A 21,544-nucleotide genomic window follows, 5' to 3' on the forward strand; every position below is an offset into this window, starting at 1 on the left:
CGGCTGTAGTCTCGTTCCATTTCTACTACCCGCGCGGCGGGTGCACGGCGTCACTTCACGCCGGGGTTCAGCGCCATGTCCAGGTGCCGGGCGGCAGGCTCGGCCTGTTCGGCGTCGGGGAACTCGGCCAGCAGGCGGCGCAGGTAGCCCACGGCCTTCTGGCGGTCGGCATGGGGATTGGCCGGCGCCAGGTTCATCAGGGCCATCTGGTACAGGGCGCGGGCCTTGATGTCCGGCTGCACGTGGTCGTCGATCAAGGCCAGAGCGTAGAGCTGCTCGGCTTCGCCGACCCGGTCCTTGAGCACGGCGCGGCGGGACAGCAGCGTCATGTCGGGGTCCAGGTCGCGCTGGTAGAGGTCGAGGTTCTGGCTGGGCTTCCAGTCCGCCAGCAGCTCGCGGGCGGTTTTCTGCACGGGCGCTTCGGCGCGTTTCTGGATCATCAGGATGCGCGCCTGGGCATGCTCGGCGGCGTGGGTGCCGGGGAACTCGTTGGTGACCTGGTAGAACAGGTTGAGGGCCCGGGTGTCGTCGCGCTGGTCGTTGTAGCGGCTCATGTAGATGAGGCCGATCTGGTAGAGGGCGATGGCGCGGACTTCGGGGGTGAACTGCCGGTCGCGGTAGCCGGTCATGTACAGCGCTTCGGCCTTGGCGCTGGTGCCGTCGCGGATGGCCATGGCGCTGTAGGTGAGCAGGTCGCCTTCTTCCTCCACGGCCGCTGCCATGCGGGCGTTCTTCAGGGCCTTCTGTTCCACCACTTCGTTGGTGGTGATCTGGGCGATGAACAACGGGGTGGTGGGGGCGCAGGCGGACAAGGCGAGCAGGCAACTGGCGAGCAGGGCAGGGCGGAGGTGGCGCATGGGGGCTCCAGGTGGGCTCTCGGGCCGGACGGCGGGAGTCTAGCAGCGCCGCCGGGTGCATCGTTGCGGGGCCGTGCAAGTCCCATCGGAGGTTGTGCCCGGCCGCCGGAAGGCGTTGCAGAAATCCCCGGGAGCGCCGATATACTCGCCAACGGAGGAGACACCCCAATGCGCACGTTCATCATCCTGGCCCTGCTGGTCGGCCTTGCCGGCTGTACCCGCTGGTCCCTCGACCGCCACCTGAACAACGCCTACCAGGCCTATGACGAAGGAAACTGCGAGGAGGCGATGCTCGAGCTGTCCATGGCCGAGCGCAGCAGCCGCTCGCGCAGCTACATGCAGCCGGAGATTTCCCTGCTGCGTGGCCAGTGCCTGGAGCGCCAGAGCCTGTTCGTGGATGCGGCGCAGACCTACCATTTCATCATCAACCGCTACCCCAGCAGTGAATACGCCTTCCGCGCCAAGGCTCGTCTCGAGACCCTGGAGCGCATCGGCCAGCTGGGCAGCGCGGCCAAACCGAGCGCGGCGCCCCTCTGACGGCGGGCGTGGCGGGACAGGGAGAATCCATGCGTCACCTGCTTTTCTGCCTGCTGGCCTGCTCCAGCCTGGCGTCGGCCGAGATCTACCGCTGGACGGATGCCAACGGCCAGGTGCACTTTAGCGAGCAGCCGCAGGAGGGCGCGCAGCAGGTCGAGGTCCGCCCGCCGGCCCTGGATGACGACGCGCCGACCCGGGAGCGTCTGCAGCGCACTGAACAATTCTTCGATGCGCGTCGCCAGGAGAAGGAGGAGGCTCGCCGCAAGGAGGCCCAGGCCCGCAACGAGCGGGCGAGCCAGTGCGTGCAACTGCGTTCCCAGCTGTCGCAGATCAAGCGCGAGGGCAAGTATTTCAGCGTCGATGCCAAGGGAGAACGGCAGTACTACAGCGCCGAGCAGGTGGACGCCGCTCGTCGCAAACTGACCGACGCAATCAAGGAGCGTTGCGGGCGGTAGTTGGTTTGGGTGCAGTAGTGAGGCCATACTGAACGGCCATCAATAGCGATTCGCCATCATGCGTAGCCAGCGCCATATCGAACGCCATCAACTGCCGTACTACCTGAAGGTGTTCAACCGCATCACCGACAAACCCATGGGTTATCTGGGCAATGTGTCCCTGGATGGCCTGATGCTCGTCAGCCAGCTGCCCATGCTGGTGGGGGCCCGTTTCGACATGCGCCTGAAGATCCCGGCGCATGACGGGCAGATCCGCTTCATCGATTTCTACGCCACGTGCCACTGGAGCCGGGAGGATGTGAACCCCGGCAACTACGACTCGGGCTTCTCGCTGGTGGCGCCGCCGCCGGAGTACGCGGAGCTGGTCGAGGCGTTGCGCTACTACTTCAGCTTCCGCCCGTTGGCCGCCTCCGCCTGATCGGGGCGGAGCGACTCAGAAGACGCCGGCCTTCTTCCAGGCCAGGTAGCGGCTGACCAGCTCGGGACCGAGCTCGGAAGGGCGGCAATCCAGAACCGGGACACCGTGGGCGGCCAGCCGCTCGTGCAGGCCGTTGCGGGCGTTGAGGTAGCTCACCGTGCCGCAGTAGCCGAGGGCTTCCTCGTAGCGCTGCACGGGCGTGTGACGCAGGGTGTCGAGCACTTCCTCGCGCAGGCTGGCCACCAGCACACGGTGTTGCCGGCCCAGGCGCTTCACCGCCGTCAGCAGTTCCTCGTCGTCCTCGTCACGCAGGTTGGTCACCAGCACCACCAGGGCGCGGCGGCGTTGCTTGGCCTGCAGCGCGTCGATGGCGGTGGCGAAGTCGGCGGGGCGCTGGCTGCTTTCCAGGTCGTACACCGCGTTGAGCAGCACCGAGAGCTGGGCCTGGCCCTTGACCGGTGCCAGGTAGCGATCCGCGTTGGTGCCGGCGAAGGTCGACAGACCCACCGCGTCGCCCTGGCGCAGGGCCACGTAGCTGAGCAGCAGGCTGGCGTTGAGGGCGTGGTCGAAGTGCGAGAGGTCGCCGTCCTGGCTGCGCATGCGGCGGCCACAGTCGAGCATGAAGACGATCTGCTGGTCGCGCTCGTCCTGGTACTCCCGGGCGATCGGCGTGCGCTTGCGGGCGGTGGCCTTCCAGTCGATCTGCCGCAGGGTGTCGCCGTCGCGGAATTCCCGCAGTTGGTGGAACTCCAGCCCCAGGCCACGGCGTGGGCGCTGGCGCACGCCGAGCTGGCTGATCCAGTCGTCCACCGCCATCAGCTGGGCGCCGTAGAGGCGGGCGAAATCGGGGTAGACGCGGGTTTCGTCGCTCATCTCCAGGCGCCGGCGATGGCCCCAGAGCCCCAGCGGGCTGGGCAGCTCCACCTCGCAGCGGGGGAAGACGAAGCGGCCGCGGGCCAGCGGGCGGACGCGGTAGCCGAATTCGGTGGTGTTGCCGGGCTGCAGGCCGACCACCTGGGGCAGGTGCTCGAACTCCATGCCTTCGGGCACGTGGTCGAACACCTTCAGTGCCAGTTCGCGGGCGTAGGGGTGGTGCACGGTCATGCGCACTTCGCCCCAGCGACCGAGGGACAGGTTGCCGTGCAGCTGGCGCTCCAGGCGCGGCGAGGGCAGTTGCCGGAGCCAGGTGGCGTCGAGCGCGGCGATGAAGCCCAGGGCGCCGAGCAGGCCCCACCAGATGAGGTGGAGCTGCGCCGGCGCACCGACCTTGAGGGCATCCAGGGTGCCGAGCACGATGCCGAGCGCCAGCAGGACGCCCAGCAGGGCCAGCAGGAGGCGCGATGGCTTCATAGGCGGGGTGCCGGCACCTGGTCGAGCAGTTGCTGGAGGACGTCGTCGACGGAGCGGCCTTCGATGTCCAGCTCGGGCGACAGGCGCACACGGTGGCGCAGCACGGCCAGGGCGCAGGCCTTGATGTCGTCGGGGAGCACGAAGTCGCCGCCGCGCAGCAGGGCGCGGGCACGGCCACCACGCACCAGGGCGATGGAGGCGCGCGGGCCGGCACCCATGGCCAGGCCCGGCCAGCTGCGGGTGGCGCGGGCCAGGCGCACGGCGTAGTCGAGCACCTGGTCGTCGATCGGCAGTTCGCTGGCGATGCGTTGCAGGGCCTGGACGTCCTTGGCCTGCAGCAGGGTGCGCAGGGGCGCTACCTCCAGCATGTCGGCACGGGCGGAGCGGGTGACCTGGCGCACCAGGGCAAGCTCTTCGCCGGCCTCGGGGTAGTCCATGCGCAGCTTGAGCATGAAGCGGTCCAGCTCGGCCTCGGGCAGGGGGTAGGTGCCTTCCTGCTCGATGGGGTTCTGGGTGGCCATCACCAGGAATGGCTGGGGCACGGCCAGGGCGCGGCCTTCCAGGGTGACCTGGCGTTCCTGCATCACTTCCAGCAGGGCGGCCTGGGTCTTGGCTGGGGCGCGGTTGATCTCGTCCGCCAGCAGCAGGTTGGTGAACACCGGGCCCTTGCGCAGCTTGAACTGCTCGCTCTGCATGTCGTAGACGGCGTGGCCGGTGACGTCGCTGGGCATCAGGTCGGGGGTGAACTGGATGCGCGAGAACTCACCGCCGAAGCAGCGCGCCAGGGCGCGTACCAGAAGGGTCTTGCCGAGGCCGGGCACGCCTTCCACCAGCACGTGGCCGCCGGCCAGCAGGGCGGTGAGCACGTCGTCGATGACCTGCAGCTGGCCGACCACGGCCTTCTGCAGTTCCTGGCGCAGGGCCTGGGCCAGTTGGCTGGCGCGCTGGCGCTGGGAGCTGGCGGCAGTGGCGTGTGCGGGCGCTGGCTGCGGGGCCGGTGTCGGCGCTGGTGCGGCAGCAGCCGGTGCCGGTTGGGCGGGCTGGGGCGTGGCGGTGGCATCCGAGGTCACGTCGGCGAGGTCCAGGTTGAGGCCTTCGGCTTCGTCGGTGATCGGCTGATCGGGCTTCTGTTCGCTCATAGGGCATTCCTGAGGCTTTGCAGGTGGGCGACCTGGCGGGTGAATTCGGAGGCGCTGAGGCGCTGCTTGGGCAGCGGCCGCATGGCCTGGCTGATGGCGCTGGGGGGCAGGCGGCTGAGGCGGCTGAGCACCTGCCACTGCTCGGCCACGCCGAGGCGTTCGAAACCGGGGTGACGACGACGGGCGCGGCGCAGGATGTCGCCCTGCAGGTGGCGCAGCAGCACCTGGTTGCCGCTGCGGCGCAGGAGGAAGTCGGCGCTGGCGCGCAGGTGCTCTTCCAGTTGCCGGCGCGCGCGGTTCGCCGGGGCGATCTGCGGGCCCTGGCGCAGGCCGACGTGCCACAGGCCGAGCAGCACCAGCAGGGCGAGGGCGGCCAGGGCTTCGGGGAAGTGGCGGCCGAGCAGGCTGGCCAGGTCGTCGCGGTCGGCGTTGTAGAGCAGCGTGGCGTGGGTGTCCTGGGTCAGGTACCAGAGCAGCCAGGCGTTGTCGTGGCTGGCGATGTTGTCGTTCTGCCAGATCCAGCTGTCGGTGAGCACGGTGACCAGGCCGTTGCCGTAGTTCATCTGCAGCATGTGGGTGGCCTTGTCGCTGTTGGCCCAGGCGTGGGCGCGGTCCTCGCTGTCGTACAGGTGGAAGCGGGTGTCGAAGTCGATGTAGGCCGGCGCGTCCTCGTTCTCGAGGTAGAGCTTGGTCAGCTCGGGGTAGGGCTCCCCGTCATCTTCGCCATCCGCTTCCGGCTGCTCGTCCGCGTCCTGCTCGTCGGCGGGGGCTTCGGCCTGCTGGGTCGCTTCGTCGATGCCTGGGTCGGCGTCTTCGTTGCTGTCGGCCTCGCTGTCAGCGTCTTCGCTGTCCGTTGCCTGCTCCTCGTCCGCTGCGCTCTCGGGCGCATCCTCGTCGACGTCGTCGAGCTCCTCGGCGTCGAACTGCTGGATGCCGAGGCGGTTGAGCAGCAGGTCGTCGCTGGTGCCGGTTTCCTCGTCGTAGAGGGCTTCGGCCACGAACAGCAGGTGGCCGCCCTTGCTGGCCCATTCCAGTACGCGGTCGGCCTGGGAAGGCGTCATGTTCTCGCGGCTGGCGATCAGCAGCAGGGTGTTGCCGGGAGCGGGCAGGGTGTCCAGCACGCTGAGGTTGTCGGCCCGGCTGGCTTCGATGCCCTGGCGCTTGAGGTAGTACTGGGCGGCCAGGTAGTCGTCCTGGCGGGCCTCGGGGGCTGCGCCCAGTTCGAGGGTTTCCTCGTAGGGCTCCAGGCGGCCGAGCAGGTAGATGGCAATGAGCCCGATGATCAGGAACGCAAGGGCGCCAAGGATGAACTGGCCGCGACGGCTCATGCGCTGGCCCCCTGGGCGAACAGTCGGCGCCAGCCTTCACAGAGGCCGCGCTTGAGGGTTTCCGGCGGCATCTGGTGGCCGTAGGCGAGGTTCTGCCAGTGGCGGGTCAGCACCTGAGCGAAGCGCCCGAGGTCGTCACGTTCCAGGGCCTGGACCAGCTGCAGTACTTCGCCTTCGGTGTGGGAGCCCTTGAGGGGCAGGCGGAAGTCGTGCAAAAGCCGGCTGAGCAGGGCGCGGTAGAGCAGGCCGAGGGCTTCGCGGGGGTGGTCGCTCCAGAGGCGTTCGGCTTCGGCGGCGACATCGTCGGGCAGGCTTTCGGGCGCCACTTCCAGGCCGAACAGCTGGGTGGGGGTGTCGCGGCGGATGCGGGCGGGCAGGCCGATCCGGTCGACGAAGGTGGAGAGCCATTCGCGGTAGCGCCAGACCAGCAGCAACACCAGGCTGATGACCAGGGTCCAGAGCAGGACCTCGATGACCTTGGCGAGGAAACCGAGGGATTTCCAGAAGTCCCCCAGGGCCATGAGGCCACGGATGAAGCGTTCGAAGGCGTCCTTGTCGTCCTGGCTCAGCTCTTCCTTCTTCTTCTCCGGCTTCTCGTCCTCGTGCAGGCGCCAGCGGGTCAATGTCTCGCGGTTGGTGAAGGGCGGGGCGTCGAGAATGGCCTTGATGTTGTCCCGGGAGGCTGTGCTGGTGAGGGGCTGGTTGAGCAGGCGGTCGGCATCGGGGCCCATCGGGTCGACCTTCTCTTCCGGCTTGGCGGCGGCCTTGTCGCCGGCAGTGGCCGTGTCGGGCACCGACTCGGCTGTGGCTTCCTGCGCAATGGCGGGGGCGGAAGGCAGGGTGAAGGCCAGGCCGACGCCCAGGCCCAGCAGCAGGGCGTAGGCGACTCCGGTGAGGCGCTGGCGCAGGCGGCGGAACACCAGCTCGATGTCCCAGGCTTCCAGCTGGGTGCGGCGGTTCAGGTAGAGCGTGAAGCCGCAGGCGACGTAGACCGGCTCCCAGATGATCAGTACGAAGGCGTAGAACAGGTTGGACAGGTGCTCGATCCAGACCCACTCACCTTCCTGGGCTTGCAGCAGCTTCTGCCAGTCCATGTCGATGATCAGCTGCTGGGGCAGCATCAGGTAGAGGAGGGTGATGAAGCCGGTGAACAGCGCCCACTCCAGGTGCATGCCGATGATGGTCAGCCAGGTGGCCCCGCCGGCGTCGCGCTGGCCCAGCACGGCCAGGCGCTGGCTGCGCGGGATGCCGGACAGGCCTTCGAGCTGCATGACCGGCATGTCGAAACTGCGGGTGGGGCTGAAGCGGCGCCAGGTCAGGCTGGCGATGATCTGCCGCCTGGCCAGGGTCGGCCAGGCCTTGAGCGCTTCGCGCAGGGTAGGGGTGTCGCCGAACAGGGCGCGGGAGAGGATGTACAGCGGCAGGCGTTCGAACAGCGGCTTGAGCCACCAGAAGGCGATGAAGGCCCAGGTGGAGTACTTCCACAGCAGCAGGCTGATGACGATGAACACTGGCAGGGTGGTCAGCGCCCAGCTGGCCATCAGCAGGCCGGCGTGGCGGCGGGCCAGCAGGACGCCCAGGTCCATGGCTTCCCAGGCGCTGCGTGGGCGGATGGCGACGGAGGCGTCAGTCAGGCGCATGGCCACCCCGTCCGGCAAAGGTGAAATAGCTGCCCACCAGCATCCACAGGCTGCCGCCGACCACGTACTTCACCAGGGGCGTGGCGAAGGTCATGGAGGACCAGTAGGCCTCGATGAAGGCGGCGATCAGCAGCATCAGGATCACCCCGGCCACCAGGCGCACGCTGCGGGCACCGGCCAGACGCAAAGATTCGGCACGGGTGTAGCGACCGGGTGCCAGCAGCGCCCAGCCGAGCTGCAGCCCGGCGGCGCCGGCGAAGGTGATGGCAGTGAGTTCGAAGGCACCGTGGCCGATGACGAAGGACCAGAAGGTCTCGCCGTAGCCGGCCTGGGTCAGGTGGCCGGCGATGGCGCCGATCATCAGGCCGTTGAAGAGGATGAAGAACAGGCTGCCGACCCCGAACAGCAGGCCGCCGGCGTAGGTCTGAAAGCCGATGCCGATGTTGTTCATGATGTAGTGGCCGAACATCATCCAGTCGTCGCTGGCGTCGCGCTTGCTGGCGCCGATGCGGTGGGCATCCGGCTCGTACATCGAATCCATCTCGCTGACCTGTTCCGGCGAGACGACGCTGTAGACCAGGTCGGGGAAGCAATACACCAGCACGCCCATGAGGATGAGGGTGCCGTAGAACAGCAGGCTGGACACGGCGATGCTGCGCCACTGTTCGCGCACCAGGCGCGGGAAGCCGCCGAGGATGAAGCCGAGGATCTGTGCACCCAGGTGGCTGCGGTGGCGGTAGAACTGCTGGTGGCCGCGCATGGCCAGGTGCTGCAGCTGGTCGATCAGGTGGCTGCTGTAGCCGCGCTCCTGGGCGAGGGAGAGCTGCTGGCAGAGGTGGCGGTACTCCGCGGCGAAGGTCTCGCAGCTGGCGGGGTCGGCCTTGCCGCGTTCCAGGGCGTCGAGCTGGGCGGCGAAGCGGTTCCAGCCGGCCTGATGGCGGTGTTCGAAGAGGCTCTGTTTCATGGGCTTCCCAGTAGGCCGCGGGCAATGCCGTTGAGCGTGGCTTCGGCCTGTTCGGGCGGTGTTTCCAGGGGCGCGGCGAGGATGCCGGCCAGCTCGGCACGGCGGCCGCTGGAGAGGCCGGCCTGGCGCTCGGCGAAGCCGAGGATGGCGCGCTGCTCCTCCAGGCTCAGGGGCACCGGCGAGCGCAGGGGCGTGGCCTCGGGCAGGTTCGGGCGGCTGGCCTTCTCTTCGCGGTAGACCACCAGGGTCCCGGCGGCAATGTCGCCCAGGCGCTTGAAGGCCGGGTTGAGCAGGCTGCTGATCAGCCCGAGGGTATAGCCGAAGGGCAGCAGGTCGATGAAGCGCAGCAGGTTGCGCACCAGGGAGGAGGCCCAGCCCACCGGGGTGCCGTCGTCATGCACCACGCGCAGGCCCATGACCTGCTTGCCGGGGGAACGGCCCTGGTTGAGCACCTCGAACAGCACCATGTACCACCAGTTGACCAGGAACAGCAGGATCATCCCCAGGCCGATACCGAACTGGCCGAGCAGGGCGAGGACCACGAACATCACCAGCAGGATGCCGCCACGGATCAGCAGGTCGATGAAGAACGCCAGGGCGCGTGGCAGGAGGCTGGCGGGGCGCAGCAGCAGGTCGATGCCTTCGGGCGTCTCGACGCGGTAGCGGGTGTCCAGCGGAGCGGTCAGACCCTGCTCATTTCCGTATGGGCTGTTGTTGCCGGTCGTAGAAGACATGGTCCGACTGCGTGGAGGGGGTGGCCGATGCTAGCGAGCAACGGGGTGGCGAGGCAACCGATCCGCTCGGGCGGATCGGTCCGGGCTCCGCGAATTACTGGGGGAACTGCTGGATGCCGAAGATGCGCTGGTACAGCAGGGCCACCACCACGAAGCACATGGGCAGGGTCCAGACCAGGCCGATGAACAGCGGCAGGGCGCTGAGCATGACGATCAGGCCGAGCAGGGTGAACAGGCCGAAGCACTTGAACCAGCGCTGGCTGATGGCGCGCCGCGAAGCTTCCATCGCCTGCCAGGGCGAGAGGCCGCGCTCCACCACCAGCGGCATGGCCAGGGCATAGGCGATGCCAAGATAGATGCCGGGAATGACCAGCAGCAGGAAGCCGGCATAGACCATCAGCGGGATCAGCAGGCTGAGGATGGCCAGGGGGACGAACTTGCCGGTGTGGGCGAAGACTTCGTTGAAGTTCAGCGGCTGGCCGGTCACGTGACGCATGGCCAGCATGTACAGGCCGGCCATCACCGGCGCGGCGCAGGCACCGGCGATGATGCCGATGATCATCTGGCCGATCACCAGCAGCATGCCCTCGCTGCCGACGAACAGCCCCAGCACCAGGCCGAGGATGAAACTGACGAACTGGCTGACCACCGAGTAGACCAGCAGGCCGCCGATCATCATGCCCTTCAGGCCCTGGATGCGTTGCCAGCTTTCGCTGATGAGTTCGCCGATGCGGAAGTCATAGCCGCGGGCGAGTGCGTCTTCGATGCTGGGCACATTGTCTGCCGGCGGACGTTCTACCAGCTCGCTGCGCGGTGCGGAGTAGGGGTTCTGCTGGAGTTCGCTCATGACGCTTCCCTGTGCCTTGGGCCTGGATATGAATGGTGGGCGAGTTTCTGGAGTTGTCCGGGCAATTGCAATCGGCTGCATCACGATTTGGCGATTTGCCTTGGGAGGGGGCTGTTAGACTTCCGGCCCACTGCGACCCTACGCCCGGATTCAAGGAGGCGGCGTGACCCCCAGCATCTTCTGGTACGACTACGAGACCACCGGCATCAACCCGCGTAGCGACCGGGCCATCCAGATGGCCGGCATCCGCACCGACGAGGCACTGAACGAAGTCGGCGAGCCGGTGAACTTGTATTGCCGCGTCAGCGACGACATCCTGCCCCACCCGGCGGCCTGCCTGGTGACCGGCATCCTGCCGTCGACCTTGCAAGGCAAGGGGCTGGACGAGGCGGCCTTCATCCACCGGGTGCATGCCGAGCTGTCGCGCCCGGGCACCTGCGGCGCGGGCTACAACACCCTGCGCTTCGATGACGAGGTGACCCGCTACAGCTTCTACCGCAACTTCATCGACCCCTACGCCCGGGAATGGCAGGGCGGCAACAGCCGCTGGGACCTGATCGATACCCTGCGCACGGCCTATGCCCTGCGGCCGGAAGGCCTGCAGTGGCCCACCGAGGAGGGGCGGGTGACCCTGCGCCTGGAGCGGCTGACCGCTGCCAACGGCATCGACCATGGCCAGGCCCACGACGCGCTGTCCGACGTGCGCGCCACCATCGGCATGGCCCGCCGGGTGCGCGAAGCCCAGCCCAAGCTGTACGACTACCTGTTCCAGCTGCGCAGCAAGCACAAGGTGATGGAGCAGATCCGCCTGATGCAGCCGCTGGTCCACGTATCGGGCCGCTATTCGGCGGAGCGTCATTTCCTTGCGGTGGTGCTGCCGCTGGCCTGGCACCCGCGCAACCGCAACGCCCTGATCGTCTGTGATCTGCAGGTGGAGGTTTCGCCCTTGCTGGACCTGGACGCCGAGACCTTGCGCGCCCGTCTCTATACCCGGCGGGATGCCCTGGCCGAAGGCGAACTGCCGGTCCCACTGAAACTGCTGCACATTAACAAGTGCCCCGTGGTGGCACCGCTTTCCGTACTAAGGCCGGCGGATCGGGAGCGGATTGGCGTCGACCTGGCCGCCTGTCAGGCCAAGGCAGATGAACTGGCACGGCAACAGGCGAACTGGCAGGACAAGTTGGCAATGGTTTATGCCGAAGAGTCCTTTGCCGGCAGCGAAGATCCCGAGCAGCAACTTTATGACGGCTTCCTCGGGGATCGTGATCGTCGACTGTGCGAGCAGGTGCGCAATGCCGATCCGCAGCGACTGGCGCGGGAAGTATGGCCATTCGATGATTCGCGCTTGCCGGAGTTGCTGTTCCGTTACCGGGCGCGAAACTTCCCGGAAACTTTGAGTGCGGAGGAGCAGTCGCGCTGGCAGGAGTTCTGTCGGAATCGGCTTATGCATCCCAATTACGGAGCACCCAATACCCTGGCGGCATTCACCGAAGCGCTGCTGGAGTTGCGTGCAACTGCGTCAACCGATCAGTTGGCGATTCTTGATGCCTGGCAAGCCCATGCCGAAGTAATGCGTCAGCGTTATTCGCTGTAGTCCTGTTCGAACAGGCAATAAAAAACGCCAGCATCCGCTGGCGTTTTTGTTGAAACCGACTGAATCAGCCCAGCAGGGTGGCCCAGCTTTCAACGGTTTCGGCGCCCCACTTGGCTTTCCACTCTTTCAGGGTCTTGTGGTTGCCACCTTTGGTTTCGATGACTTCGCCGGTGTTCGGGTTCTTGTACTGCTTGACCTTGCGGGCACGCTTGGTGCCGGTGGCCGGCTTGGCTGCGCGCGGTTGCTTGGCGGCTTTGGCCTCGGGGTCGAGCAGGGCAATGATATCGCGCAGGGATTTCTGGTATTCGCCCATCAGGGTGCGGAGTTTGCCTTCGAATTCCAGTTCTTTCTGCAGCTTGTCGTCCTGGGACAGGTTCTTCAGGCGCTCCTGGAGTTCTTTGATGGCTTCTTCAGTGGCGCGGTATTCATTGATCAGCGACATGTCGGCGTCCCTTGGTGAATTAGGGGTGAATGATGTGGAGGGATAATAGTCAGGACACTAAACCAAGTAAACATGTCAGGAAAGTATCAATCGAATATTTTTTACCAATGAATGCAGGCGGGCCTGTTAGTTGTTCACCCACAACTGGCATGAACAACTCCCCCGCCAATTGAAGACCCGCGTGCTAATACCCATGCCCCTGGCAGGGGCACGCGGGACGTCGGATGAAGTGTTCGGGCCTGCTGAAGTTTTCACCGCGTGCCGCTAGAATGGCCGCCTTTGCGAAGTATCTGGAGTTTCCCATGCGCACATTTCGTCTGGTGATTGCCTGCCCGGACGGCGTCGGCATTGTCGCCAAGGTGAGTAATTTCCTGGCCACCTATAACGGTTGGATTACCGAGGCAAGCCATCACTCCGACAACCAGAGCGGTTGGTTCTTCATGCGGCATGAAATCCGCGCCGACTCGCTGCCGTTCGACCTGGACGGTTTCCGCCAGGCCTTCGCGCCGATTGCCCGGGAGTTCTCCATGTCCTGGCGCATCACCGATTCGGCGGTGAAGAAGCGCGTGGTGCTGATGGCCAGCCGCGAGTCCCACTGCCTGGCCGACCTGCTGCACCGCTGGCACAGCGGCGAGCTGGATTGCGAGATTCCCTGCGTCATCGCCAACCATGACGACCTGCGCAGCATGGTCGAGTGGCACGGCATCCCCTACTTCCACGTACCGGTGGACCCGAAGGACAAGGCCCCGGCCTTCGCCGAGGTGTCCCGCCTGGTCGACGCACACAATGCCGACACCGTGGTTCTGGCGCGCTACATGCAGATCCTCCCGCCGGACCTGTGCCAGCGCTATGCCCACCAGGTGATCAACATCCACCACAGCTTCCTGCCCTCCTTCGTGGGTGCCAAGCCTTACCACCAGGCCTCGCTGCGCGGCGTGAAGCTGATCGGCGCCACCTGCCACTACGTCACCGAGGAGCTGGACGCCGGCCCGATCATCGAACAGGACGTGGTGCGCATCAGCCACCGCGACGACATCGAAGACCTGGTCCGCCTCGGCAAGGACGTGGAGAAGCTGGTGCTGGCCCGTGGCTTGCGCTACCACTTGGAAGACCGCGTGCTGGTGCACGACAACAAGACCGTCGTCTTCGACTGATCGCACACTGCCGGAACAAGGAACGATCCCATGCTCAAGTCCATCCAGGTTCGTGACTACATGACCCACCACCAGGTGACCTTCCGGCCGGAGACCGACCTGTTCCTGGCCATCGAGCGCCTGCTGGAGCACCGTCTGAGCGGTGCCCCGGTAGTGGACGCCCAGGGCCACCTGCTGGGCATGCTGTCCGAATCCGATTGCCTGCGCGGCATTCTCTCCGGTGCCTACTACGATGCTGTAGGCGGTGTGGTGGGAGCGTGCATGCAGGCACAGCTGGACAGCGTCTCCCCCGACGAGGACGTGGTTGACGTCTGCCAGCGCCTGCTGCGGGAGCGGCGCGAGGCCTTGCCGGTGGTGGAGCGGGGCGTGCTGGTGGGCGTGCTCAGCCGCCGTGATGCCCTGCGGGCGATCAAGGCCTTCGCCCAGCACGACGCCAGCCGCCTGGCCTAGGGGACTGCCCATGTCCGATCCGCTCGATCGCGCCACCTCGAAAGCCCCGCCCACCCTCGGCGAGGGCTGCGTGCGGCGCTATGACCCCGAGGCGCTGGACGAGGAGGACGGCACCGACTTCCCGGATGCAGAAGCCCTCTGGAAGCAGATCCAGGACGAAGCGGAAGACACGAAAAAGGCGCCTTGAGGCGCCTTTTTCATGCCCGGACGGTTCAGATGCGGAAGCTGTCCACCAGGTGCTTCAGGCGGGCGGCCTGCTGCTCCAGGTCCGCGCAGGCACGCAGGGTCGCCTGCAGGTTCTCCACGCCTTCCTGGTTGAGCATGTTGATCTCGTTGATGTCCACGTTGAGGGACTCCACCACCGAGGTCTGCTCTTCCGTCGCGGTCGCCACCGACTGGTTCATGCCGTCGATCTCGCCGATGCGCAGGGTCACGCTGGAGAGGCGCTCGCCGGCCTGGTTGGCGATGGTCACGCTCTCCTCGCTGTAGCGCTGGCTCTCGGTCATGGTGTTGACCGCCTCGCGAGCGCCCACCTGCAGCTCCTCGATCATCTTCTGTATCTCCTGTGCCGACTCCTGGGTACGGTGGGCCAGGTTGCGCACTTCGTCCGCCACCACCGCGAAGCCGCGCCCGGCTTCGCCCGCGCGGGCGGCCTCGATGGCTGCGTTCAGCGCCAGCAGGTTGGTCTGCTCGGAGATGCCCTTGATCACCTCCAGGATCTGCCCGATGTTCACCGTCTTGGCGTTGAGGGCCTCGATGTTGGCGCAGGAGGTGCTGATCTTCGCCGACAGGTCGCTCATGGCCTTGATGGTCTGCTCCACCACCTGGCGGCCGTCTTCCGACTGGTCCTTGGCATCGGAGGCCTGGTGGGAAGCATCCGCCGCGTTGCGGGCGATCTCCTGGGCGGCCGCGCCCAGCTCGTTGATCGCCGCCGCCACGCTGTTGGTGCGCTGCGCCTGCTCGTCGGAGTTGCTCATGGAGGAGTTCGAGGCATTCAGCACCAGCTGGGCGACCTCGTTCACCTGGCGCGTGGTGGCCGAAACCTCGCGGATGGAGGCGTGGATCCGCTCGACGAAACGGTTGAAGGCCTGGGCCAGCTCGCCGAACTCATCCTGGGAATGCACCTCCAGCCGACGGGTCAGGTCGCCTTCGCCCTGGGCGATGTCGCTCATGGCGCGGCCCATCAGCAGCAGCGGCTGCATCAGGAAGCGGATCAGCATGCCCAGCAGGAGGATGATGATCACCACCGAGATCACCATGACGATGATGGCCGAGGTGCGGAACTCGTTGAGCATCGAGAAGGCCTGGGCCTTGTCGATGGACAGGCCGATGTACCACTTCACCGTCGGCAGCCCCTTGATGGGCGCGAAGGTGAGGATGCTGGGCTTGCCGTCCAGCTCCGTCTCGGTGAAGTCGGTGCTGATGCGCGGGGTGTTGGTCGGGTAGACCTCCGCCAGCTTCTTCATCACCAGGTCCTTGTTGGGGTGGACCAGGATGGTGCCGTCCTCGCTCACCAGGAAGGCGTAGCCCATGCCCTGGAAGTCCAGCGAGTTGACGATCTGCTGCATGGTTTCCAGGCTCAGGTCGCCGCCCACCACGCCCTGGCCGGGCGCCGGCGTGGCGATGGTCATGATCAGCACCTTGGTTGCCGCATCGATGTAGGGCTCGGTCAGGGTGGTCGAGCCGGCGGCGATGGCGTCCTTGTACCAGGGGCGCTGACGGGGGTCGTAGCCGGCCGGCATCGCCTCGTCCGGGCGCATGGTGAAGGCACCGTCCTGGGTGCCCAGGTAGGTAAAGGCAAAGGTGGAGGTCAGCGCCTTCTGTTCCAGCAGCTTGGCCACTGCATCCGGCTCGGGGTGCTGGGCAATGTTCTGGGCCAGGTTCTCCACCATCAGGATCCGGCCGGAGAGCCAGTTCTGGATGTTGCCGGCGGTGACGTTACCCATTTCCTTCAGGTAACTCTCCAGGTCTTCCCGGATCGCATTCCGTTGCAGGTAATCGTTGTACAGGGTGAACAGCGAGAAGGCCGCGATCACCACCAGCGAGGCGGCGAGCAGGATCTTGTGGCTGAACTTCATATTTTTGGTCATGGCTTCGTGCGTCCGGTTGGGGCGGGGTGCCGAGTACGGCAAGTGCGCGGCTTCTGGTGGTCGCGTCCCCCACTGTGTCGGTCATTACCCATTAAAGCTTGAGGCTGGCGAAATGCCTGTATGTCGGAACTTTCCACAGGTATTCAGCGACGCCCCGGCCGGCGAGCAGGCATGAAAAAGGCGCCCGCAGGCGCCTTTCTCGATGAAGCCGATGACTCAGACGAACAGCGTGGTCGCCAGCCAGAACAGGCCAGCGGAGAGCGCCATCGAGGTGGGCAGGGTCAGCACCCAGGCCATCAGGATGTTGCGCACGGTGCCGCCCTGCAGGCCGCTCTTGTTGGCGACCATGGTGCCGGCCACGCCGGAGGAGAGCACGTGGGTGGTGGAGACCGGCAGGCTGTAGATGTTGGCCATGCCGATGGCGATGGCGGCGGTGATCTGCGCGCTCATGCCCTGGGCGTAGCTCATGCCCTGCTTGCCGATCTTCTCGCCGACGGTGAGCACCACGCGCTTCCAGCCGACCATGGTGCCGATGCCCAGGGCCAGGGCCACCGCGATGATCACCCAGAAGGGGGCGTACTCGGTGGTGGCGGTCAGGTCCTTGCGCAGCTTCTCCAGGTCGGCCTTTTCACGGGCCGGCAGGTCGGACAGCTTGCCCACCTTCTTCGCCGTGTCGTCCAGGCAGAGCAGGTAGCGGCGGGTCTCGACGCGCTTCTCTTCGCTCATGTCGGCGTAGCTCTGCACGCCCTGAAGGTTGCCCAGCAGGCCGGCGATGGTCGCCTCGGTCTGCTTCGGCTCGCAGCGGAACGCCTGCGGCATCTCGCTCACGTTGGCTTTGCCGAGGGCCAGCATCTCACCGAGGGTGTCGGTGTGGCGCTGGTAGAACTGGCTCAGGTGAGTGGCAGCGTCGCGGGTGCGTTCGATCTGGTAGGTGGTGCTGTTCAGGTCCAGCACGAACTTGGCCGGAACGATGCCGATCAGCACCAGCATGATCAGGCCGATGCCCTTCTGGCCGTCGTTGGAGCCGTGCACGAAGCTCACGGCCATCGCCGAGAGCACCAGCACCAGGCGGTTCCAGAACGGCGGGTGCTTCTTGTCGTCCAGTTCCTTACGGGTTTCCGGTGTCTTGTGCATCTTCGACAGCGGATACAGCCACTTCAGGCTCAGCAGCACCAGGGCTGCGACCATGAAGCCGGCCGCCGGGGAGAAGATCAGCGACAGGCCGATGTCGATGGCCTTGCCCCAGTTCACGCCCTCGCCCAGGGGCAGGTCGGAGATCAGCGCGTTGGCCAGGCCGACGCCGAGGATCGAACCGATCAGGGTGTGGGAGCTGGAGGCCGGGATACCGAAGTACCAGGTGCCCAGGTTCCAGGTGATGGCCGCCGCCAGCAGCGAGAACACCATGGCCAGCCCGTGGCCGGTGTTGACGTTGATGAGCAGCTCCACCGGCAGCAGGTGGACGATGGCATAGGCCACGCCGACTCCACCCAGCAGCACGCCGAGGAAGTTGAAGATGCCGGAGAGCACCACCGCCCGGTAGGGCGACATGGCCTTGGTGTAGATGACCGTGGCGACCGCGTTGGCGGTGTCATGGAAACCGTTGATGAACTCGAAGGTCAGGACGAATGCCAGGGCGAGCACCAGGCTCAGCACCAGCCAGGCATCAAGCCCGCTGAAGAGATCGAACATGAAGGTTGTATGACGGCTGGTTAGGGGGCGCGGATTATGCCAGAAAACCGCTTCCCGCCCAGCTCCGGACCGCCGATTGGTCGTATCGTTCCGTGCGTCATGGCAGCGCAGCCCTAGAAGCGAGGGCTGCGCAGGCTTTGTTTAAAAATCGTTTCAGTCCGATTGCTTGAGCTCTTTTTCCATCTTCTGGAGCTCGCGCTCGAAGGCCTGGTCCAGGTAGTTGGGGCGTTTGCGCCAGGGCTTGCGTTCGGGGTCCGGCTGGGCGGCGTAGGTGGTGACTTCCCCGCCATATACATCCTTGTAACGTTTCTCCTGGCGCTCGAGTTCGGCGCGCAGTTCGTCTTTCGTCACGTAATGATCCGCTTGTGTGCTGTTGAAATGGTCTTGATCCAAGTTCCGGTGATGAAGGGTCGAATGCCCTTTGCAACTTTCGCCGGAAGAGGAGTGTGCGTGCCTTGCACAATCCTGTTGCAACCTCGAGGTTGTCTTCGTGATCCGCCCAGGCCGCATGGCGCCTGTGTTACAGCGAGGTCGCAATGCGTATCGGGAGGTGGGCGAAGTATATAGGCAAACTTGCCGCCAGCTCTAGGCTCGCGTGAAAAGTTCATACACCGTCACAGGCGGAACATGGGGCCGCCCGCGTGATTCAAACACCGCCGCACTTCGCTGCCATGGCAACTTCGTAGCGACTGTGTATCGAACCTGAAGCATAGAACACACAAAAGCCGGCAAAGTTCAGGTCAATGAACGAGCCGGCCATTGGTGTGGGGAAGGGCGCTCAGAGGGACTTGATGATGCGCCCGAGGGTCTCCACCGCCTGCTCGCTGCGGGGCGTCCAGGGGTGGCCGTAGTTGAGGCGGGCGCAATGCCCGTAGCTGCGGGTCGCGGAGAAGATCGGCCCCGGCGCGATGCTGATGCCCTGGGCCAGGGCCAGCTGGAACAGCCGCAGCGCATCCACCTGGCGGGGGAATTCCAGCCAGAGGAAGTAACCGCCGTCGGGCCGGCTGACCCCGGTCTGCTCCGGCAGGTGTCGGGCCACCGCCGCCAGCATCGCGTTCTGCTGGCTCTCCAGCGCATAGCGCAGGCGCCGCAGGTGGCGGTCGTAGCCGCCGTGCTGCAGGTAGTCGGCAATGGCCGCCTGGGCCGGCACCGAGGCGGAGATGCTGGTCATCAGCTTCAGCCGCTCGATCTCCCCGGCATAGCGCCCACCCGCCACCCAGCCGACCCGGTAGCCCGGCGCCAGGCTCTTGGAGAACGAACTGCAGTGCATCACCAGCCCTTCGCTGTCGAAGGCCTTCACCGGCTTGGGCGCGTGCTGGCCGAAGTACAGCTCGGCGTACACGTCATCCTCGATCATCGGCACCTGGTAGCGGGCCAGCAGCCCCGCCAGGTGCTTCTTGCGTTCCTCGGTCAGGCTCGCCCCGAGCGGGTTGTGGAAGTTGCTCATGAACCAGCAGGCCTTGATCGGCAGGCTGGCCAGGCTGCGCTCCAGCACCTCCAGGTCGATGCCCTCGCGCGGGTGCACGGGGATTTCCACCGCCTTCAGCTTGAGCCGCTCCAGCACCTGCAGGCTCGCGTAGAACGCCGGCGACTCGATGGCCACCAGGTCGCCCGGCCGGGTCACCACCTGCAGGCAGAGGTTCAGCGCCTCCAGCGCGCCGTTGGTGATCACCAGCTCTTCGATGGGCAGCGGCAGCCCGCCGACCATGTAGCGCAGCGCGATCTGCCGGCGCAGGCCGTGGTTGCCCGGCGTCATGTCGGCCACGGTGGAGCGCGGGTCCATGTCGCGCACCGCATGGGCCATCGAGCGCGCCAGGCGTTGCAGGGGGAACAGGTCCGGGCTGGGGAAGGCCGAGCCGAAGGGCACCGTGTCCGGGTCACGGATCGAACTGAGCACCGAGAACACCAGCTCGCTCACGTCCACCTCGGTGGTGGCCGCCTCGCGGCTGCTCACCTGGGGCTCCTGCAGCGGACGCTTGACGTGCTGGCAGACGAAGTAGCCGGAGCGCGCGCGGGCCATGATCAGCCCGCGGCTCTCCAGCAGGTAGTACGCCTGGAACACCGTGGAGGCACTGACCCCGTAGGTGCGGCTGGCATGCCGCACCGAGGGCACCTTCTGGCCCGGCGCCAGGACGCCGGTGCGGATCAGTTCAGCGATCTCGTCCGCGAATTTCTCGTAGCGCTTCATCTTGTCCTGGGGAAGGTGGGCCGGGGAGGCCCACTCTAAGCGCTGCGTGCGGCTACCGCCACGGCCGTGCTCCATGGCTCAGCGCCTCGGGCTGACGAAGGTGCTGCTGGCGCTGGCCTGGGCATCGCCCTCCACCGCGCGGATGCGGAACACCAGCTCGCGGGGGCCGCTGCGGCCATCGTCGTCCACCAGGGCCACCGACACCGGCAGGTCGAGGATCTCCCCGGCTTCCACCTTGATCAGCGCCGGCGCCTCCAGCTCCAGGCCATCGCCCTCGGCCAGCTCCAGGCGGTAGCGCAGGTCCTGCTGGGTCTTGTTGATCAGCTTCAGGTTGTAGATGTTCTCGATCTGCCCAGCGGCGTTCTCGCGGAACATGCCCCGGTCCTTGATCACATCCAGCGACACCTCCGAGCGCGTCGCCAGCAACCAGGCGAAGGCCCCGATCATGATCACCAGCGCAGCGGCGTAACCCACCAGGCGCGGACGCAGCAGGTGCGTGGTACCGCCTTCCAGCTCGCGTTCCGAGCTGTAGCGCACCAGGCCCTTGGCGTAGCCCATCTTCTCCATCACCGAATCGCAGGCGTCCACGCAGGCCGCACAGCCGATGCAGGCGATCTGCAGGCCATCGCGGATGTCGATGCCGGTCGGGCACACCTGCACGCACACCGTGCAGTCGATGCAATCGCCCAGGCCCTGGCTCTTCGGGTCCACCCCCTTCTTGCGCGCCCCGCGCGACTCGCCCCGGGCGGTGTCGTAGGAGATCACCAGGGTGTCCTTGTCGAACATCACGCTCTGGAAGCGCGAATACGGGCACATGTGGATGCACACCTGCTCACGCATCCAGCCGGCATTGATGTAGGTGGCCGCAGTGAAGAACACCACCCAGAACAGCGCCACCCCGCCGGCTTCCAGCGTCAGCAGGTTCATCGCCAGCTCACGCACCGGCGTGAAGTAGCCGACGAAGGTCACCGCCGTGGCCAGGCTGATGGCCAGCCACAGACCGTGCTTGGCCACGTTGCGCGCCACCTTCTCCGCACCCCAGGGCGCGGCGGCCAGCTTGATGCGCTGGTTGCGGTCACCCTGGGTGCGCTGCTCCACCCACATGAACATCCAGGTCCAGACGCTCTGCGGACAGGTGTAGCCGCACCACACCCGGCCGGCGAACACCGTGATGAAGAACAGCCCGAAGGCACAGATGATCAGCAACCCCGACAGCAGGATGAAGTCCTGCGGCCAGAAGGTCGCACCGAAGATGTAGAACTTGCTGTCCTCCAGACTCCAGAGCACGGCCTGGCGGCCGTCCCAGTCGAGCCAGAGGGTGCCGAAGAACAACAGGCACAACAGCCCCGCGCCCAACCGGCGCAGGTTGCGGAAACGCCCGGTGAAGCTGCGGGTGTGGATCGGTGCACTGGAGGCATACAGGGACGTGGCAGCGGGGCGACTCGTTGGGTCGACCTCTACCTGCCGGACGGGGATGGTCTCGCTCATGATTCAGGCCTTTTGGGCTATGACGGCGAGGCGGACTATAGGGAGGCGCTGATACCGGAAACAGATTCAGGTAATCAGGCAAAAACCATATCAGATGACCCCGCAGCACCCCCTGGCCCTTGAAACCCGTGGTTCCTGGCCGCGCGAGCGAAGGCCCTGTCGGGATCGCGGCAATAGGTC

21 protein-coding genes are annotated in these 21,544 nt (G+C 66.1%); 7 read left to right on the forward strand and 14 right to left on the reverse strand.

The features are described 5' to 3' along the window. Nucleotides 1-50 precede the first annotated feature (50 nt). Nucleotides 51-857, reverse strand: a complete 807-nt coding sequence (locus PotMrB4_RS06715) for a tetratricopeptide repeat protein (RefSeq protein ID WP_074971547.1) — start codon at nt 855-857, stop codon at nt 51-53. Nucleotides 858-1,025: 168 nt separating this feature from the next. Here PotMrB4_RS06715 and PotMrB4_RS06720 point away from each other — a divergent pair, with 168 nt between their 5' ends. The 3 genes from PotMrB4_RS06720 to PotMrB4_RS06730 are packed head-to-tail and all read left to right on the forward strand — an operon-like array spanning nt 1,026 to nt 2,267. Further along, nucleotides 1,026-1,394 carry a tetratricopeptide repeat protein gene (locus PotMrB4_RS06720; RefSeq protein WP_142011727.1) on the forward strand — a complete coding sequence of 123 codons (369 nt, stop codon included), beginning with the start codon at nt 1,026-1,028 and terminating at the stop codon, nt 1,392-1,394. Nucleotides 1,395-1,423: 29 nt separating this feature from the next. After that, the gene (locus PotMrB4_RS06725; protein WP_172432846.1) at nt 1,424-1,849 is read left to right on the forward strand and encodes a DUF4124 domain-containing protein; all 426 of its coding nucleotides are present in this window, start codon (nt 1,424-1,426) and stop codon (nt 1,847-1,849) included. A gap of 58 nt (nt 1,850-1,907) precedes the next feature. Then, the gene (locus tag PotMrB4_RS06730; protein WP_044413075.1) at nt 1,908-2,267 is read left to right on the forward strand and encodes a PilZ domain-containing protein; all 360 of its coding nucleotides are present in this window, start codon (nt 1,908-1,910) and stop codon (nt 2,265-2,267) included. A 15-nt stretch (nt 2,268-2,282) separates the two neighbouring features. On the opposite strand, the gene PotMrB4_RS06735 is transcribed toward PotMrB4_RS06730, so the two are convergent. The 7 genes from PotMrB4_RS06735 to PotMrB4_RS06765 all read right to left on the reverse strand — a co-directional run bounded on the left by PotMrB4_RS06735 (nt 2,283) and on the right by PotMrB4_RS06765 (nt 10,269). Continuing rightward, on the reverse strand, nt 2,283-3,617 hold the full coding sequence (locus PotMrB4_RS06735; RefSeq protein WP_172432847.1) for a DUF58 domain-containing protein: 1,335 nt from the start codon (nt 3,615-3,617) through the stop codon (nt 2,283-2,285). After that, nucleotides 3,614-4,756: an AAA family ATPase gene (locus tag PotMrB4_RS06740; RefSeq protein ID WP_232060802.1), complete on the reverse strand. Its 1,143-nt coding sequence runs from the start codon at nt 4,754-4,756 to the stop codon at nt 3,614-3,616. The genes PotMrB4_RS06735 and PotMrB4_RS06740 overlap by 4 nt, the downstream gene beginning before the upstream one ends. Next, on the reverse strand, nt 4,753-6,084 hold the full coding sequence (locus tag PotMrB4_RS06745) for a DUF4350 domain-containing protein (protein ID WP_172432848.1): 1,332 nt from the start codon (nt 6,082-6,084) through the stop codon (nt 4,753-4,755). Before PotMrB4_RS06745 ends, PotMrB4_RS06740 begins: the two co-directional genes overlap by 4 nt. Beyond that, complete coding sequence (locus tag PotMrB4_RS06750) at nt 6,081-7,724, reverse strand: DUF4129 domain-containing protein (protein WP_172432849.1); 1,644 nt, start codon at nt 7,722-7,724, stop codon at nt 6,081-6,083. The genes PotMrB4_RS06745 and PotMrB4_RS06750 overlap by 4 nt, the downstream gene beginning before the upstream one ends. Beyond that, nucleotides 7,711-8,688, reverse strand: coding sequence for a stage II sporulation protein M (locus PotMrB4_RS06755; protein ID WP_074971664.1), 978 nt, complete (start codon nt 8,686-8,688; stop codon nt 7,711-7,713). Before PotMrB4_RS06755 ends, PotMrB4_RS06750 begins: the two co-directional genes overlap by 14 nt. After that, the gene (locus tag PotMrB4_RS06760) at nt 8,685-9,422 is read right to left on the reverse strand and encodes an RDD family protein (RefSeq protein WP_044413092.1); all 738 of its coding nucleotides are present in this window, start codon (nt 9,420-9,422) and stop codon (nt 8,685-8,687) included. Before PotMrB4_RS06760 ends, PotMrB4_RS06755 begins: the two co-directional genes overlap by 4 nt. A 94-nt stretch (nt 9,423-9,516) precedes the next feature. Then, nucleotides 9,517-10,269 carry a DUF2189 domain-containing protein gene (locus PotMrB4_RS06765; RefSeq protein WP_142011717.1) on the reverse strand — a complete coding sequence of 251 codons (753 nt, stop codon included), beginning with the start codon at nt 10,267-10,269 and terminating at the stop codon, nt 9,517-9,519. Between the two features lie 163 nt (nt 10,270-10,432). Here PotMrB4_RS06765 and sbcB point away from each other — a divergent pair, with 163 nt between their 5' ends. Beyond that, complete coding sequence (gene sbcB / locus PotMrB4_RS06770; protein ID WP_172432850.1) at nt 10,433-11,863, forward strand: exodeoxyribonuclease I; 1,431 nt, start codon at nt 10,433-10,435, stop codon at nt 11,861-11,863. A gap of 64 nt (nt 11,864-11,927) precedes the next feature. Here sbcB and mvaT read toward each other — a convergent pair whose 3' ends face one another. Further along, on the reverse strand, nt 11,928-12,305 hold the full coding sequence (mvaT, locus tag PotMrB4_RS06775) for a histone-like nucleoid-structuring protein MvaT (protein WP_044413100.1): 378 nt from the start codon (nt 12,303-12,305) through the stop codon (nt 11,928-11,930). 302 nt (nt 12,306-12,607) lie between these two features. Here mvaT and purU point away from each other — a divergent pair, with 302 nt between their 5' ends. From purU to PotMrB4_RS06790, 3 genes are read left to right on the forward strand one after another with little or no spacing between them, the layout of a single operon-like run. After that, complete coding sequence (gene purU / locus PotMrB4_RS06780) at nt 12,608-13,459, forward strand: formyltetrahydrofolate deformylase (protein ID WP_044413103.1); 852 nt, start codon at nt 12,608-12,610, stop codon at nt 13,457-13,459. A gap of 30 nt (nt 13,460-13,489) precedes the next feature. After that, on the forward strand, nt 13,490-13,909 hold the full coding sequence (locus PotMrB4_RS06785) for a CBS domain-containing protein (protein WP_172432851.1): 420 nt from the start codon (nt 13,490-13,492) through the stop codon (nt 13,907-13,909). Between the two features lie 10 nt (nt 13,910-13,919). Further along, a complete protein-coding gene (locus PotMrB4_RS06790; RefSeq protein WP_172432852.1) occupies nt 13,920-14,096 on the forward strand; it encodes a hypothetical protein in 177 nt (58 codons plus the stop codon). 25 nt (nt 14,097-14,121) lie between these two features. On the opposite strand, the gene PotMrB4_RS06795 is transcribed toward PotMrB4_RS06790, so the two are convergent. The 5 genes from PotMrB4_RS06795 to ccoG form a co-directional block, all read right to left on the reverse strand. Next, complete coding sequence (locus PotMrB4_RS06795; protein WP_107329608.1) at nt 14,122-15,999, reverse strand: methyl-accepting chemotaxis protein; 1,878 nt, start codon at nt 15,997-15,999, stop codon at nt 14,122-14,124. A gap of 216 nt (nt 16,000-16,215) precedes the next feature. Further along, on the reverse strand, nt 16,216-17,688 hold the full coding sequence (locus PotMrB4_RS06800) for an inorganic phosphate transporter (protein ID WP_044413111.1): 1,473 nt from the start codon (nt 17,686-17,688) through the stop codon (nt 16,216-16,218). 153 nt (nt 17,689-17,841) lie between these two features. Beyond that, nucleotides 17,842-18,039 carry a hypothetical protein gene (locus PotMrB4_RS06805; RefSeq protein ID WP_044413114.1) on the reverse strand — a complete coding sequence of 66 codons (198 nt, stop codon included), beginning with the start codon at nt 18,037-18,039 and terminating at the stop codon, nt 17,842-17,844. 427 nt (nt 18,040-18,466) lie between these two features. Further along, nucleotides 18,467-19,876 (reverse strand): GntR family transcriptional regulator MpaR, encoded by a 1,410-nt coding sequence (mapR, locus tag PotMrB4_RS06810; protein ID WP_044413117.1) that lies wholly within the window; start codon nt 19,874-19,876, stop codon nt 18,467-18,469. Nucleotides 19,877-19,954: 78 nt separating this feature from the next. Then, nucleotides 19,955-21,364: a cytochrome c oxidase accessory protein CcoG gene (gene ccoG, locus PotMrB4_RS06815; RefSeq protein ID WP_044413121.1), complete on the reverse strand. Its 1,410-nt coding sequence runs from the start codon at nt 21,362-21,364 to the stop codon at nt 19,955-19,957. Between the last annotated feature and the right edge of the window lie 180 nt (nt 21,365-21,544).

Source organism: Metapseudomonas otitidis, from assembly GCF_011397855.1.
Taxonomy (GTDB): domain Bacteria; phylum Pseudomonadota; class Gammaproteobacteria; order Pseudomonadales; family Pseudomonadaceae; genus Metapseudomonas; species Metapseudomonas otitidis.